The organism is Streptomyces sp. NPDC096193 (genome assembly GCF_040302905.1).
Classification (GTDB): domain Bacteria; phylum Actinomycetota; class Actinomycetes; order Streptomycetales; family Streptomycetaceae; genus Streptomyces.
This window is the reverse complement of the sequence record NZ_JBEOSJ010000024.1, coordinates 60627-76289: the sequence shown is the minus strand read 5'-3', so window position 1 is coordinate 76289 and position 15663 is coordinate 60627. Positions and strand designations below refer to the sequence as shown.

The following is a 15663-nucleotide window of genomic DNA, read 5'->3' as shown; positions in this document are numbered from 1 at the left end:
CTCGTGGGAACGGCATGTGGCATCGTGCCGAAGGCGACCGGGTCCTTGCCACACCGCCCGTCGGCCTCCGGGACCACCACCGTTCCCCGCAGTCCGACGTCACCGACCGATGTCGGCAGCGGCACTGCCGGCTCTGTACCGCACCCCGACGCTGACCAGGGACAGGTCCACCTCACCGGGCTTCGCGGCTTCCGCGATCAGACCCTCCAGCAGGGCCTCGAAGGTGCCGACGTCACGCCACTGCCGGAAGCGGTTGTGGACGGTCGACCAGGCGCCATTCCGTCGGCATCTGCCGTCGCTGCCGCCCGTGCTGACCGCCAGATCGCGCTCGAACTGCTGCCGCAGCTGCTCAGGGTACGGACCGTACACCGATTGGCAGGTATGGCTCGATGAACTCCCACGCACTCAGGATCGGTCAGTTGCACTCGCGTCACACACCATGATCTGTCGGATCAGGACGCGACCGTGAGAGCGAAACCCGCAAGCTGATCGCACCCGATAGGCGTTTTAGCCGTACGGGTTGAGTGCCCAGAAGCGGACGGTGTCGCTGCGACGGTCGAACCACAGATAGGTGGAGTATCCGCTACCGTCACGGTCGAGCTCGTGCGAGCGAACCCATTGCGGGTTGCCCCTCGCCCTTAAGCGGCTTTTCGAACCACGAGGAGAAGTCATTGGCCGGCCCCTCGGAGACGAAGGCGTGGGCCGCCGTCAGCTCGGCAAGTTTCCCCGGTGCCAGCCGGGCGAAGCCCGAGATCACCAGCTCCGGCGATGGTATGCCCCGGTCGTTGTCTCGGCTGCTCACCCACTTGGCGTCGGTGAGCGGACCCAGCGGCGGGAACGCCCGCTGGAGCGGTGCGGTGTCAGTGTGCCAGCCCCCCTTGGCCCCGTTCGCCACCTGACGCAGGGCCCACCAGGCGGGCAGGACCGCCAGCCCCGCCCCGATCCCGATCACCATCCGTCGCTCCAACGCGATCCCCCTCATGCCTGACTTCGGGGCACCATATCTAACTGGCCGTTCTCTATCCGTTCGTGTGCTCGGTCTGCTGCGAACGGGGGCCTGGTTCGGGTGAGTTGGCCGACGTCAGGGCATCAAGGAAGGGCCTCTTGGTAGCTCGCGGCGAACCCGTGGCAGCTAGGCTGCGTACGGTCCGCCAGCGTATGCCTCACCCGGCTGACGACAGGCCCCGCTTCGCAGCGGCGGTGATGTGACGGCGGGTCACCTTGGTGACCTCGTCCCAGAACGGCTTGGCGCTGAGGTAGGTGCCGAGCGCGGCGAGAACGCCGAGGGAGACGTCCACGCTGAGCCGTCCCTGCTTGGCCCAGTAGACGTCCTGCAGGTCCAGCAGGAGGGCGAACTCGTCCGTGATCAGGGCGGTTCCGGCGCCGTAGGCGGCAGCGACCGCGGGATGACCAACGGCCCGTTCGTCACCGCGTACGGCGATCAGGCCGATGCCGGCCAGCGCGGCAATGCCGAAGTTGTAGTGATGCAGGTGCTCGCCACCGGCGGAGATGTTGCCCCAGGGCAGCCATCCGCCACGGATGCCGTGGGTAATGAATCGCACTGTGCCCCAGGTCGTGCCGAAGGACGTCCACATGACGACCAGTGACCTCTTGGTCGGTGTGAGATTCCGGTCCGCGGCCTGGCGCCAACGCTCGACCAACCGCGGCCTTCCCGTCACTGACCCGCTCATACCCGCCGCCCCCCGCCACGTGCACCGGCCGGCACACGGGCACCGCCTGGGCCGACCGCGGCGGCGACGTCGTTCGTGCAGCGGCGCCAATCATCCTCGCGCTCCATCACGCCTCCTTGTGCGACGGTTGCCTTCCCCTCCAGCGGCCGGCCGCACAGAGCACGGCCATCACGATCGAGAACGTGCCAGATAGCAGGCCTGGTACGTTCCCCACCGCCAGGTATTGGGGCCCATGCGCGCCGGACCAACTCACCCTGATCACGCCGGATGGAGTCAATGAGCTTCCAGCGGGCCGCCACCCAAACCGGCGACCTGAACCCGGAGTGAAGCGCGCGGCCCGCCAGCCCCTCCCGTGGCGCAGTACGCCTGGGGGGTTGGTATGGCGGGCATCGCGTTCCCGCAGATTCGGACCAAGACACAGGACTACGGGGAGCTGAGCAATTGATTCGGCGACGGCACCTGGTTCTGCACCGGGGCGCCCGAGCTTGCTCCCGCGCCCTTCACCTTGTTGATGACGTTCTGGTAGTTGTTCACAGTCGCGTCGGGGGAGTCGCTCTTGTGGAACTCGTGGGGCAGGTTTTTCAAGCCCTCGATAGCCGCGGTGAGCGGTGCGAGCGCCTTGGAGAGAGCGGGGTCGGCTTGGGCGTTACGGGCGGCCGCCTTGAGCCGGTTGTACGCGAACGCGCCGGCGAGACCGGCCTTCACGAGAGCCATCGTGCGACCGTGATGGCCTTTCTTCAACTTGCCCGCCTTGAAGGGCTTCACGATCCACTCGTAGGTGGCACCCGCGGCCAGACCCGCGTCCACCGCAAAGCGGGTCTTCGCGAGCTTTCGTTCCTCAGTGGTGGGGCTGGGAGTCGGCTGGGCGACGGCACGTGCGTCTTGGGGAGCGCTGCGGCTGGCGGCGTAGGCCGTTGTGCCGAAAACCAGGGCGCAGCAGAGGGCGAATGTCACGGCGAGGCGCCGTATCGGTACGATCACGGTCTCCTCCAGGGAAGCTTCGGGGAGCGTCTCCGGGACACGTCGTCTGCGAAGTGCACGACTCTCCCAGAGTCACCCTGGATCGACAGCTACGCCATTCGGGCAAGTCTGGTGCTCACCGGCTTCATCTCGACGAATCCGTTCCGCCATGACCGAGGGAGCAGTCACAGGTCGACCCGTGCCCTTGACCTCCTCATGGAAATCATCAGCTTGTGGACGAAGCCAGCGCGCCCAACCCCCAGCCTCAACAAGGACGGTTGGGAGAGTGAGCTTTTCACCTCCTGGAAGTCCAGCAGGAGCCGCTCCTGGCGCTGCTCGGTTCACAGGATCCCCACCCTCCCGGATCAAAACGGCGGAGGAGACGAACCCATGGAAAAGGGGACTGTAAGAAATTCGGCTCTGTTCCGTAGTCGGTGGTGACGGCCGGTTGCAGTCATTGGAGAAGGATGCGATGGCGGAGGAGGTCGAATCCTGCTCGGCCGTGCATCTGTCGCATGATCCTCTTTGTTCGGGTATTGACGCCCTCGGTCCGGCCGTTGTGGTGGGGCAGGGTGAGGCCGGCGTTCACGGCGGCGCGGTCGAGTTCGAGGCCGTTGCAGAAGCTGTGCAGGTGGGGAAGGTCGGCAGTGCGGACGGTGGTGATCCACTCGGTGAGCTTGTCGTTGTTGCCCTGGGCGGGGTTCAGAAGTGCAGCGAACTCGCCGGTGAGTCGGGCGAGTGCGGTCATCTGCGGGCAGGCCGCGGTGAGGAGGCCGAGCAGGTCGGTGTCCTTGGTCCACAGGTGCTCGGGGTGGGTGAGCAGGAGTCGGGCGAGGCGGCGGGGGGTTGTCACGGGACGGTCGCCTTCGGCACGGCCCTGGTTAAGGTAGCGAACGAGCAGGTTGGCACTGCCGGTGTAGCCCAGTTTCCTGATCTCGTGCAGGAGGTGGGTGACGGGGACGGCCGGGTTGTCGGACCGGCGTCGGCGCAGGTGCTCGCGGTAGGGGTCGACCAGGGTGGGCCGGTATCGCGGGGCGATGCGATCGGCGGACGGTTCGGGCATGCGGGCGTAGCGTTTGACGGTGTTGAGGGCGAGGTTCAGTCTGCGGGAGCAGTCGAGCAGGCCGACGCCGGAGTCGAGGAGGGCGTGGACTTTGTGCCAGCGCTCGCGGATGGTTTGCTCGCGGACGCCGCCGGTCCGGGACGGGTTGACGACGGCCCAGCAGGGGGCGTGGGCGCGGACCTCGGCCAGGACCTTGTCGCACAGGTTCCGCCACAGATGCCAGCGGTCGCTGACCTGCACCGTGTCGGGCAGGGCCCGGCGGATTGCCTCGGCGTAGGTGGCCGAGCCGTCTCGGCACACGACCTCGATCCCGGTCTTCCCGCGCAGCCATGCCTCCAATGTGGCGGCCTCGCGGTCGGGCAGGACATCGACGCGTTCCCCGGTCTCGGCGTCGATGATGATCGTGGCGTAGCGGTGACGGCGGCGCAGGGCGAAGTCGTCGACCCCGATCACCCGCGGGTCTCGCACCGTCGGCGGGGGGATGCGCCGCAGCAGGCGCAGGGCGGTGGCGTAGGAGACGGGCGTGGCTAGGAACCGGGTGAGTCGGGAGGCCGCCCGGCCGCATAACTCCTTGACCACCTCCGAGACCTGGCTGGTCAGACGCGTGGTGCGGCGTTGAAGGCGCTCGATCAGGCCAGGAACTTGTTCGCGGAAGGTCTGCCGCCGGCAGCCCAGGACCGGGCAGACCAGGCGCCGCACCCGGACACAGGCCACGACCTGCCGACCGTCCACCGGCACATCCGCCACCGTCCGGAGGTGATACCCATGCACCTTCCCCGTCGGCACCCCGCACACGGGGCAGGGCACCGGAGCATCCCGGGTCCGGGCGATGACCCGGATCACCTCGCCGTCATCCGCCACATCCTCGATGACCAGCGCCGAGAGCCCTGAAAACACCATTGCCACAAGGGAGTTGACGTATCGCATGTAGCGTCAACGACGCCCGTCACCTGCCGTCACCACCGACTACGGAACAGAGCCGAAATCTTTACAGACCCGGACCTGAACAACCCGCACAGACCAACCGACCGAAGTACTGACTTGGGGAGCGCAGAGGGGTGCCGGCGCGAGCGGCGCCATGGGGGCGCGAGGCTCAGAGGGCGAAGGCGCGAGCAGGGCCGCAGGACAGTGGCACGACGCCGCCGCGGGGGTGCGAGCAGCGGCGGGTGCGGCATAGCGGAGTGCGGTGTAGTGGCGGTCGTCTGTCGGCGCAGGGCGGCGTCTGCGGCGACCACCGCTGTCACCTCACGGCCGTTGGCCTCCGGGCCGCCCCGGAGGGGGCGGCCCGGAGGCCGAGGACGGTGAGGTGTTCCGGCAGAGGATCCGCGTGGCCGTGGACCGTGGACCACGCCCGCGCCCTGTGCGTGTCGCGCCGCGGGGCTCCTGCCCGACGCGCCTGGCGGGCGATCCGGCGGAGGCGGTGCCCGTCGCTCCGGCGGGCGCGTCCTCGGCGATCCGGTGGAGGCCCCGCCGGCGATCTAGCGGGTGGACCCGGTGTGCTCCCGCACGGTCGCCGGCTCGCTCGCCGTCGTCGCGGCCCCCGGCTCGGCGTTCTGCTTCGCGAAGCCGCGCCGGCCCGGCAGGATCGCGAGGACGATCAGTGTTCCGGCGGCCATGATGATCCCGCCGATGAGGCTGGTCTGGGCGACGCCGTGGGCGAAGGCCTGGTGGACGGCGTCCACGGCGGCCTGGGCCTGCTGGGGCCCGGCGGAGAGATCCTGCGCGACCCGCTGCGCGACGGCCAGGCCGCCGCCGACCGAGTCCTTGGCGATCTCCATCGCCTCGCCCGGGAGCCGGTTGCCCACCAGGTCGGTCAGCTCGTCCCGGTAGGCCGTACCCAGCAGCGAGCCCAGCACCGCGATACCCAGCGCCCCGCCCAGCTCCAGCGCGGTGTCATTGACACCGCCGCCGACGCCCAGCTCGGACTCGGGGAAGGAGCCCATGATCGTGTCGGTCGCCGGGGAGATGGCCAGTCCGAGCGCGAGGCCCAGCATCATCAGCGGCACCAGGAAGTCCCCGTACGTCGAGCCCTTGTCGATCTGGGTGAGCAGGAACATGCCCGCCGTGCCGACGGCCAGGCCGGTCACGACCATGGGCTTCACCCCCAGCTTCGGGGTGAGCATCCCGGTCAGCGCGGACCCGAGGAACACCGCACCGCCAAGCGGCAGCAGCCGTACACCCGTGTCCAGGGCGCCGTAGCCGAGGACGAACTGCAGGAACTGTGTCGAGTAGTAGATCACGGCGAACATGCCGAAGAAGAAGAACATCACCGCGAGCATCGAGCCGCTGAAGGGCCGCAGCGCGAACTTTCGGACGTCCAGCATCGGGTGCGGGTGCCGCAGCTCCCAGGCGACGAAGGCGACCAGACCGACACCGGCGACCACGGCGGCCGTGACGGGGCCGGCGCCCCAACCGGAGTGCGGGCCCTCGATGGCGGCGTAGATCAGGGAGCCGACGGTGACGATCGACAGCAGACCACCGACGTAGTCGATCCGGCCCATGCCCTCCGCCTTGGACGGCGGTACCAGGGCGAGCGCGCCGAACACGGCGAGGACGGCGATCGGCACGTTGATCAGGAAGGTCGAGCCCCAGGCGTGGTCCTCAAGCAGCCAGCCGGAGACCAGCGGGCCGACGGCTACCGCCACCCCGGAGGTCGCGGCCCAGGCAGTGATGGCCTTGGCCCGCTCGCTCCGGGGGAAGGTCGCGACCACCAGGGACAGCGTGGCCGGCATCACGACCGCGGCACCGACACCCATGATCGCGCGGGCCACGATGACCAGTGAGGTCTCGTCGACCATGCTCCCCATCACCGAACCGCCGGCGAAGATCAGCAGACCCAGCACCAGCGCGCCGCGCCGGCTGTACTTGTCGCCGATCGCGCCCAGCACCAGCATCAGCGCCGCGTACGGAACGGTGTAGGAGTCGACGACCCACTGCAGATCACTGCTGCTCAGGCCCAGGTCGGTGGTCATGTCGGGGGCGGCGACGATCAGCGACGTGTTCGCCATCACCGTGATCAGCAGGCTCAGGCACAGCACGAGCAGCGCCCACCAGCGCCGCGCGTAAGGCCCGGCCATTTTCTCCACGGGGGTGTTCGCTAGGAAGGGCATCAGTAGCTCCTGAGAGGGACGGGGCGGACGAGCGGAATCACTTAATTGCCCGTGAGGGGAGCGGGCGACGGGCTGAGATCTCAGGGCTTCGAGATCATCCTGTGGCCCCGTGTGGGCTTGCCTCGGCGATCCCCTGGAGGGCCGCGTCGGTGTCCGCGGTGGCCAGCATCCTGTTGATGTAGTCGGCGGCCAGTGCGCCGGCCGCTGCGGAGGCCCCGACCTGGGCGACCGGATCGGTGGCGTTGCCGGCCACCCACACACCCGGCACCTCGGTGGTGCCGGCCATACCGGCGGCGAAACCGCGGCCCATGTTGTTCGGCAGGTCCTGCACCGGCAGGCCCAGACCTTCCAGGCCCCGGGTGCGGGCCTGCATCCGCGGGACGACCGCGAGGACGCGGCGGGCCACGACCTGACCATCGGCCAGGCGCACCCCGGCGAGGGCACCGCCGGTGTCGTTGACGACCTCGGTGACCGGGGTGTCGATGACGCGGATACCGCGGGCGGCGAAGCGGGCGCGGCTGTCCTCGTCCAGGTCGGTGCCGTGGGTGAAGTAGGTCAGGTCCTCGGTCAGCTGACGGAACAAAAACGCGGGGCCGATGGAGGCCGGGCCGGTGGCGAGGATGCCGATGGGCTCGTCGCGCATCTCCCAGCCGTGGCAGTACGGGCAGTGCACCACACTGTGCCCCCAGTGCTCGGCGAGCCCGGGCACCTGTGGCAGCACATCCGTGAGGCCGGTGGCCACCAGGATGCGGCGGGCGGTGATGTTTCGGCCGTCGGCCAGGGTGACGGTGAACCGCAGGTCCCCGTCCGCCGACGGGGCGGCGGACTCGGCCGAGACCACCTCGCCGAACACGACGCGTCCACCGTACTGGCGCACCTGCTCCCGGCCCCGTCGAAGGATCTCGGACGGCGAGGTGCCGTCCAGGACGATGAAGCCGTGCATGGCCTCCGCGGGCGCGTTGCGTGGGGAGCCGCTGTCGATCACGACGACCGAGCGGCGGGAGCGGGCGAGGATCAGTGCACCGTTCAGCCCCGCGGCGCCCCCGCCGATCACCACCGCGTCGACGGTCCCCTCGACCAGTGCGTCGCTTGCGTACGGAGGAGTCGCCACAGCCATGGCCTCCTGCGTTTCCTTAGCAGTCATGGTTCGGTCAACCCTTCGAGTTCTGGGTGGTTGGAGGGGGTCAGCTGTTCAGAAAGCCGTGGATGTGGTCGGCGACCGTCTTGGGCTGTTGTGGAGAGTGCGGCCCCGGTTTGCTTGGGACGTTCGTGATGTACAGATCCAGTACGGCGATGAACTCGCCGTCGCCAGGATCGCGAGGATCAGGCCGTGCCTTGCCGGCCTGGAAGGCGTCGCAAGGCCGGGCGGCGCGGAGGAGTTCGAAGGCATGGGTCGCCCTCAATCGCGCCGGGCGTGCACGCAGCCTGTCCGGTGAGCTCAGGACCGTTGTGTACTGGACTGTCATAAACCTAGTCGGTTCTGTACTGGGTTGTCAAATACGGTGGGTCGGCTTTACCTTCGGTGTATGGCGAGACCACGAAGCTTCGACCCCCACCACGTCCTGCATGCCGCCGAGCGGCAGTTCCGCACCTCGGGCTACAACGGCACGAGCGTCGACGACATCAGCGCCGCCACCGGCCTGGGCCGCGGCAGCCTCTACGCCGCGTTCGACGGCAAGCACGGCGTGCTGCTGCAGGCGATGACCGGCTACTTCGCCCGGCTGGCGCAGGGTCCGCGGAAGATGCTCGCCGGACCGGACGAGGACGCCCTGGAACGACTGCACGCATACCTGCTCCGCGCCGTCCACGGGGTGCCACTCGCCGCCGACGTACCCCCCGCCCCTGACCGGGCGGGGGCGGCCTGCTTCGCCGCCAAGATGGCCCTGGAGATCGGCGCCTCCGACCCCGAGGTGAAACGCCTGGCCAACGACTGCTTCTCCGTGGTCGCGACGGCGGTGGCCGAGTGTGTGCGAGCGGCGCAGCGCAACGGCGACATCGACCCCGACGCGGATCCCGACGACCTCGCGTACCTTCTGCTGACCATCATCCGCGGGACCGATGTCGTAGGCGCGTACGGCCACAGTCCCGCCCGCCTGACCTCGATTGCGGAGAGCGCGTTCGCCTTGCTGCCTCGCCCGCGCCACCGCTGAGAAGGGCACGGCCGGCCTCGTTGCACAGGCATACCTTCTCCTGGTGGGCCGCGTGTACGCGGTGGTCGCCAGGCTGGCCCCCGCGAGCGCAAAGGGCCGCTACCTGGCTGTGTACGGCACCAGTTGGGGTATCGCAGGGATCGCAGCACCTCTCCTGGGGACGCAACTGCTCGAGCATGCCGGACCCGCCGGGCTGTGGAGTGCGATGGCACTCGCATGTGCTGCTCGCGGTCCTGCAGGCAGCTCTGGTCCCCTACGTCACCTCCAGAGGTGATGACGACCAACGCCGTTCAACACCTGTCGAGTTGAGCTGAAGAACGACGGTGCGCGGGGCATACCGCAGGGTTCGAATACGTACCGGAACCCACCTACGAGATGGGCTCTGCGCGATCTACCTGGCACTGTGCCAAGTCGAGAACTCAGCCGCCGAAGCCATCACCGGGTCCCGGCCCACGCGTCAGGCGGGCCTCCGTGCTCACGGTGCCCCAAGGACGGTTCCATAACGGCTGTGGCCAGACTGCTTCCGTAGGTCAAAGAGTCGAGGCGATCCGTAGTCCTTCAACATGTAGGACTTGACAGAGAAGATGAAGTGCGCCGGCTGCTCCACAGCCAGCCGGGCGGCCGTCGCGGACGCCGGTTCATCCGCTGCTGCAGCGCCGAGAAGTCGAGACGCCCGCCGGTATGGATGACGACCTCACCATCGAGAACGACGTCCTCCCCGAGGGTCGCGGCCGCGGCCGCGATCTCGGGGAACGCACCGGTGAGAATCCCGCAGGTTCCGGGACTGCAAGAACACCTTGCCGCCATGGGCGAAGACCAGCAGCCGGCAGCCGTCGTACTTGGGCTCGAACACCATGTCCCGGGCACGGCCCCGGGCGCGGGCAACCGGACCAGGGCCTGCGCCGCCATCGGGACCACCGGCGGACGAATACTCACATTCCCCTCATACCCTCTAGAGGTCAGCAGTCCTCCGGTGGCGTACGTGGCACCGAGCGTTGCTCGCCAGGCCAGTTGCCGTATCCGGCGACGATGCGCGCCCCACGACGGTGCTGTTTAGCTCACAGGAAGATGGCGTCTGAGGCCTCGAGCCTTTGCCTGGGTCGTAACCGCGGGTGCCCTGCCCGGCGGTCGATGCCGCTGGGGCTGACTGTAGGTCGATGGGACGGTTCCCCAGACGGCCGGCACCGGCCATGCCCGATTACCTCGAAGTCCGACACGCGGAAACCTATGTCGGCTGGAGTAGACATTGGGTGGTGGTGTAGTTATGGTTTCTCTCGTAGCCGAGATCAGAAGGGCCCGGGAGACACGAACTTCCGGGCGGTGGTTCGCAGTTGCACGGCGGTGCGGCGGTGGAGTTCCGGAGCCGGAGTGGTTGCAGGATGGCGACGGGACTGACGGCCGGACCGGGTGGCCCGCAGTGATGAGGGGCCGCCGTGAGTAGTACCGCAGTGGCAGTACCTGTAGGTGCAGTTCGCAGTACTCAGCAGTGAAGTCAGTGAGCAGTACCTCGGTGAAGGCGTTGGCTGCGGGCGCGCGCACTGGGAGGTTCGGCAGTGGGGTTCCAAGCCAGAGCGGATGCAGGACGGGCGACGGGGCTGGCTGCCGAAGAGTGGCGCTATGGCAGGTCACCAGTAGTTCGCACCACCAGCAGTACAGAGCAGTACGCAGTACCAGCAGTACCGGTTTTAGGGTAAGTGATTCCAGAGGGAAGAACGGAGGAGCCAGGCGCCATCAGGATCGCCCGGGCGGAGTGTTGAGTCCGGGTACCGCAGGACATCGATAGTGAGGTGGTCTCCGGTCGAGCAACCGCGATCCCCGCATTGCCCGCCCTCTCCCGGGTGGGTGTGCGGACACAGAAGGCCGGCGCAGTACCAGGGCCGGCAGATGGTGTAGCAGTTCCTTCGGGGCCCTGGTGCCATACGGCACCAGGGCCCCTCCACGTTTCGCAGAGAGGTGCAATGACAGCAGACGACTCGTACGGCCGTCTCGATGACGACGACTACCCCGCCTACACCATGGGCCGGGCCGCCGAGATGATCGGCACCACCCAGTCCTTCCTCCGCGCCATCGGCGACGCCCGCCTCATCACCCCGCTCCGCTCCCCGGGCGGCCACCGCCGCTACTCCCGCTACCAACTGCGCATCGCCGCCCGCGCCCGCGAACTCGTCGACCAGGGCACCCCCATCGAGGCCGCCTGCCGCATCATCATCCTCGAAGACCAACTCGAAGAAGCCCAACGCATCAACGCCGAACACCGCCGCACCGCCACATCAGCGAATCCAACAGCCGCCTGAGCCAGCCCGAACTCGCGGCTTTCCCGGCAGTCTTATCGCCAGCCCTCATGCACGAAGCCCGGAACGATGCAGCATCCGGGCACGGGAGTGGTCCGCATCTCCGCCCGAGGCCCCTTACGGTCTGGTTGAAGACGATCCGAGGTTCGTCAACGAGTGAGGTCGTTGGCGTCACCCTGCCCCGATGTGCAAACAGGGCAGGGAGCGTCGATCCCGCAGCGTTGGCGGATCAGGTCGTCTTCGTCGCGTTCGGTAGATCGTTCGAGGCTGAGCAGCCCGGCGAATGTCTGTAGTTGTCGGCACCATCAACGGTCCCGCGCCCCGCCGCCCCGGCGAGCTGTGCCGGGACGGCGTGCCGTGTTGCATGCTGGGTCCGGGACTGGGTACTCGGACGCTTTCGTGTCTGAACAGAGGAGGGACATGGACGACGTCGGCGTTCCTGGCAGGGAAGGTGTTTCCCGTGTCCGGGCATCAGACGGGGTCTGGCGCTCTGCTCGACGCAACGCTGGAAAGGCTGCGGGCGCCCGCCATCGCGGTCGATGACGATGGTCTCATCGTCGCGGCCAACAACGCTGCCCTGAGCTTGCTGGGCTGGGCCGCCTGGGAACTCGTTGGCCAGGACTTCCACGATTTGCTGCACCGGGACAGATACGGGCACTCGGTGCCGCGCACTCGCTGCCGGATGAGGAAGGCGCTTCTCACGGGGGACACCCGGCATGGCGATGCCGAGTGGTTCGCCCGTGAGGACGCCACTCTCGTCCAGTTGTCGTGGCTGGTCACTTCCTATAACGCCGGTTCGGACGTGACAGGTGCGCTGGTGATGCTGTACGAGCCGAAGCAGGATGACTCGAACGACATCGATGCCGAGCACTCCGCTCCGCTGACGGAACTGGACCGCCTGACCCTGTTGGCGGAGACGACCACGCAGCTGACCTCCACCCTGGACGTGGACGAGGGCCTGCACCGACTGGCTGCCCTGACCGTCCCCCGGCTGGCGAACTGGGCTGTGTTCGACGTGCTCACTGAACGTGATGAAGTGCGACGTGTTCTCGTGATGGAGCACAAGGACGGCATTCTCGTCGAGCGGGATGACCTGGAAGGTCCGATTCCTCCCGTCCCGGAAGAGTCGCCGATGCCCCTGTCGCGGGCCCTGCGCGGTGCCGCCTCCTCTCTCGCCGGTCCCGCCACCTACCAGGGCCCGCCGGATTCGGGCATCGCGGTCGAGCAGCAGCGCTTGTTCACCGAGACGGGCATGCACTCCGCTGTCATTGCCCCCATCCGCGGTCTGCGCGACGTACTCGGCGCCCTGACCCGGGGCCGCGCACAGCGTCAGGACGCCTTCACTCCCGCCGACCTGCCGCTACTGGAAGACCTCACCCGCCGGGCGGGCCTGGCGCAGGTCCGAGACACGGTGCAGGAGGTCTGGCCCTCGCGTCCCGTACAGATGCCAATGGTTCCTGTGCCGTGCTTGGGACGAGAAGGCACATAGCGGCATCGACGGGGCAGGCGTACTGAGAGAGCCGGTACATCACGACGAGGGCCGAGGCGACATGAAGGACAGGGGCTATGGGGCCATGCACGCTGTGCGTGGGGGAGCGACGTACGACGGGACCTCGGAGTCGATCGCAGCAGCACGGTACTTTGCCACCCGTTTTGTCGCGCAGCTCCATGACAGACACGGCGTTGCGACACAGCGGGAGGCTGTTGGGTCGCTGCAGCTGGTGGTCAGCGAACTGATCACCAACGCATGCAAGTTCGCGCCGGGCTCTACGTCGCTGGATCTGGAGTTCGCTGGCGGGAAGCTGGCGATCACGGTCTCGGATACCAGTACGACGATGCCCGTGGTCATGGCTGCCGATCCAGGCCGCGTAGGGCAGCACGGTCTCGAAATCGTGCGGGCCTTGTGCGACGGTTTCGAAGTCCAGCGCGAGCCTGCAGGTAAACGCATCCGGGTCCTCTTGCCCCTGCGGACCGCCATCACCTGAGACCTGCTCCCACTGGCTCAGCTCGTCGGCCGGACGACCTACCCGGCCTGCCGGTCAGCGAGCTCTCGGCCAGTATCATCACGGCCACTGAATGTGGGGTGCCTGAAGGTGTGTGCGCAGACGGATCGCCGGGCAGCCTGCAGGCCTCGGGTGTAGGTGGGCACGGTCTTTCCGGCACGTCCCGGACAGGCCGGTGGTGAGTTCTACGGCATTGACAGCGCGGGCGCTGACGCCGGAAGGGGACGGGCGGAATGGCTGGACGGGCGCGCTACGTGGTCGGGGTGGTGGCCTTGGCGGGGGTCGCGGTCCTGGTACTGGGACGGACCTCGGGCGACGATGGCGATGCCAGCGGATCCTCCGCGACCCCGGCCTTCTCTGTCGCCCCGGGGTCCTCCGGGCGGCCGGTCACCCCGACCGCCCCGGTGCCTGAAAGCCCGGCGGAGACGCGCCTCGACCTATTCTCGTTCGACGGATTGTGCCAGGAGGAGGGGAGCCGTCCGGTCCTGCGGGCGGCACGCGTATCGGCGTCGGGCCCGCGCCCTGTGATCGTCCATGTCAACGGGTTGCTGCACCAGTTCGAGGGCCGCGGCGCTTACGACCGCGCCGACCCGTTCACACCGCTGCCCGAGCGGGTGCAGATCGTCGCCTGCGCCTGGTACGAAGGGCTGGGCAAGCTCCTCAAGGTGTGCCGGTACGATTCGCCCGTCGAAGCGGGCCGGGAGATCTCCCATTACGAGGGCCGGTACGCGGTGCGGGTCCTGGAGGCCCGCACCGGCCGCCTGCTAGGCACCCATCGCATGGTCGGCCGCACCTCCGCCGCCTGTACACCGTTCGTCGAACGCGGCGCGGACGCCGAGGAGTTCAGGGCACCCGGCGACGCCGCATTCCGACAACTCCTCGGCCCGTACGCGCGCGGCGAGAAGCCCTGAGCGGGGTGCCGTACGGGACCGATCGCGACGACAGCGTGGGCGCACCCGGCAGGATCCGGACGACGGGCTGCAGTGACCCGAGCCGGAGATCCATGGGCAGTTGCGGCCGGACACTCGATGCCTCAGCGAGGTTGAGAGAGGCTCGTTCGCAGGCGCCGTCGGATCTCGCAGATGAACCGCAGGCGGCGATCTACCGAAAAGGTCCCGGCTCAGGTCGCTAGTTGAGGATGCCGAAGCCGCTGTCGGTGAGGGCCGCCACAGCGGGATGGCTGTGTGGATGGCGTAGGCCCTCGGGGTGTCTGCCCTGGGCGCGGTACGCCGGAAGACCCACCGCGACGGCAATCCCCCCGACGGCGAACCCAATGCCGGCCGCGAGCGCGAACACCGTGCCGGATTCGCTGTATTGATGAGCTGGGCTACATGGAACTGGACTGGACCGCCACGGCGCCGAACTCCTCTTCCAAGTCCTGACGGAGCGCGAAGAGAAGAACAGCGTCGCCATCGCCTCCAACGAGTCCTTCGGTGGCTGGACCAAGACGTTCACCGATCCTCGCCTCTGCGCAGCCATCGTCGACCGTCTCACCTTCAACGGCACGATCATCGAAACCGGCATCGATTCCTACCGCCTCGCCAGCACTCGGGCCCGAGCCGAAGAGTCCGCCGCCAAGGTCAGCTGAGACATGACGGCTCGCCCGCCCTCACGGGCGGCGGGCCGTCCCGCACCACCTCTCACTCGGCTCCCCTCGAACAGGTGCCACAGGCGAGAGCCGGCCTCACGAGCCGGGCTCCGAATCCGTTGCCAGGCGGGCATGAAGCTCCACATCGAAGCGGACGCCGTCGTATTCGAGCTTCTGGCGTTGCCGTCCTTCTATTACGAAGCCGGCAGCGCGAGCCACTCCGCACGAGGCGGGGTTGTTCAGTCGGTGCCCGAGCTCCAGGCGGAAGAGGTCCGCATCGTCAAAAGCCCAGCGGGCCACAGCACAGCAGGCAAGCGAACCTATGCCTCGGCCCCGCGCTGTTGCCGTCGTCCAGTAGGACACCCATCCAGTGGCATGGCGCCGATTCACCTGGCCGACACATACCTGGCCGAGAACGAGACCACTACCGTCCACGACAGCGAAGGAATACGCCGAGCCTGCAGCCCACTGGTCATCATGAGTCTTTACCCACCGCTCTGCCGCCTGGTCAGAATCAACGGGTTCGCTGGACTGACCCCGCATGAGGGGATCCGCGCACGCGGTCATCACCGCCCCGATGTCCTCGGCCTTCCATCTCCGCAACACCAGGCCAGAGGATGCCTCCACGAGTTCTCGCACGATCGCGAGTCTCGCGCAGTAGCCATCGCCTGTCACGTCAGTTCCACTAGGGCCGACGACTCCGTCGTGAAGCCAGACCTTCTGAAACGCGCCTGCCAGGGCCACCAGCCAGCCACCACAGACAGCGCCGTCATTTTCATCGACATCCAGGCAACCAGAGATCACCAA

12 protein-coding genes and 2 pseudogenes are annotated in these 15663 nt (G+C 68.0%); 6 read left to right on the top strand and 8 right to left on the bottom strand.

Annotation, left to right across the window (positions count from 1 at the left end; translation table 11 throughout):
* Nucleotides 1-147: 147 nt before the first annotated feature.
* The 7 genes and pseudogenes from ABTX78_RS28500 to ABTX78_RS28470 all read right to left on the bottom strand — a co-directional run.
* Nucleotides 148-412: pseudogene (locus tag ABTX78_RS28500) on the bottom strand (transposase); the annotation flags it as partial.
* A gap of 177 nt (nucleotides 413-589) precedes the next feature.
* Nucleotides 590-955 (bottom strand): hypothetical protein, encoded by a 366-nt coding sequence (locus tag ABTX78_RS28495; protein ID WP_352209641.1) that lies wholly within the window; start codon nucleotides 953-955, stop codon nucleotides 590-592.
* A gap of 208 nt (nucleotides 956-1163) precedes the next feature.
* Nucleotides 1164-1679 (bottom strand): hypothetical protein, encoded by a 516-nt coding sequence (locus tag ABTX78_RS28490; RefSeq protein ID WP_352209640.1) that lies wholly within the window; start codon nucleotides 1677-1679, stop codon nucleotides 1164-1166.
* Nucleotides 1680-2114: 435 nt separating this feature from the next.
* On the bottom strand, nucleotides 2115-2672 hold the full coding sequence (locus ABTX78_RS28485) for a hypothetical protein (RefSeq protein WP_352209639.1): 558 nt from the start codon (nucleotides 2670-2672) through the stop codon (nucleotides 2115-2117).
* Nucleotides 2673-3105: 433 nt separating this feature from the next.
* Nucleotides 3106-4641 (bottom strand): ISL3 family transposase, encoded by a 1536-nt coding sequence (locus ABTX78_RS28480; RefSeq protein ID WP_502993990.1) that lies wholly within the window; start codon nucleotides 4639-4641, stop codon nucleotides 3106-3108.
* A gap of 551 nt (nucleotides 4642-5192) precedes the next feature.
* Nucleotides 5193-6824, bottom strand: a complete 1632-nt coding sequence (locus ABTX78_RS28475) for an MFS transporter (protein ID WP_352209638.1) — start codon at nucleotides 6822-6824, stop codon at nucleotides 5193-5195.
* 94 nt (nucleotides 6825-6918) lie between these two features.
* Entirely contained in the window at nucleotides 6919-7941 is a 1023-nt protein-coding gene (locus ABTX78_RS28470) for an NAD(P)/FAD-dependent oxidoreductase (protein ID WP_352209683.1), read from the bottom strand.
* Nucleotides 7942-8350: 409 nt separating this feature from the next.
* On the opposite strand from ABTX78_RS28470, the gene ABTX78_RS28465 reads away from it, so the two are divergent.
* From ABTX78_RS28465 to ABTX78_RS28440, 6 genes and pseudogenes are all read left to right on the top strand, one after another.
* Nucleotides 8351-8974, top strand: coding sequence for a TetR/AcrR family transcriptional regulator (locus ABTX78_RS28465; protein WP_352209637.1), 624 nt, complete (start codon nucleotides 8351-8353; stop codon nucleotides 8972-8974).
* Nucleotides 8975-10932: 1958 nt separating this feature from the next.
* Complete coding sequence (locus ABTX78_RS28460; RefSeq protein ID WP_352209636.1) at nucleotides 10933-11268, top strand: helix-turn-helix domain-containing protein; 336 nt, start codon at nucleotides 10933-10935, stop codon at nucleotides 11266-11268.
* Between the two features lie 457 nt (nucleotides 11269-11725).
* Nucleotides 11726-12754, top strand: a complete 1029-nt coding sequence (locus tag ABTX78_RS28455; RefSeq protein ID WP_352209635.1) for a PAS domain-containing protein — start codon at nucleotides 11726-11728, stop codon at nucleotides 12752-12754.
* A gap of 61 nt (nucleotides 12755-12815) precedes the next feature.
* Nucleotides 12816-13250, top strand: a complete 435-nt coding sequence (locus tag ABTX78_RS28450) for an ATP-binding protein (protein ID WP_352209634.1) — start codon at nucleotides 12816-12818, stop codon at nucleotides 13248-13250.
* A gap of 542 nt (nucleotides 13251-13792) precedes the next feature.
* Entirely contained in the window at nucleotides 13793-14179 is a 387-nt protein-coding gene (locus ABTX78_RS28445; RefSeq protein ID WP_352209633.1) for a hypothetical protein, read from the top strand.
* 399 nt (nucleotides 14180-14578) lie between these two features.
* A pseudogene (locus ABTX78_RS28440) lies at nucleotides 14579-14856 on the top strand (ATP-binding protein); the annotation flags it as partial.
* A gap of 96 nt (nucleotides 14857-14952) precedes the next feature.
* Here ABTX78_RS28440 and ABTX78_RS28435 read toward each other — a convergent pair.
* Nucleotides 14953-15660, bottom strand: coding sequence for a GNAT family N-acetyltransferase (locus tag ABTX78_RS28435; RefSeq protein ID WP_352209632.1), 708 nt, complete (start codon nucleotides 15658-15660; stop codon nucleotides 14953-14955).
* Nucleotides 15661-15663 lie beyond the last annotated feature (3 nt).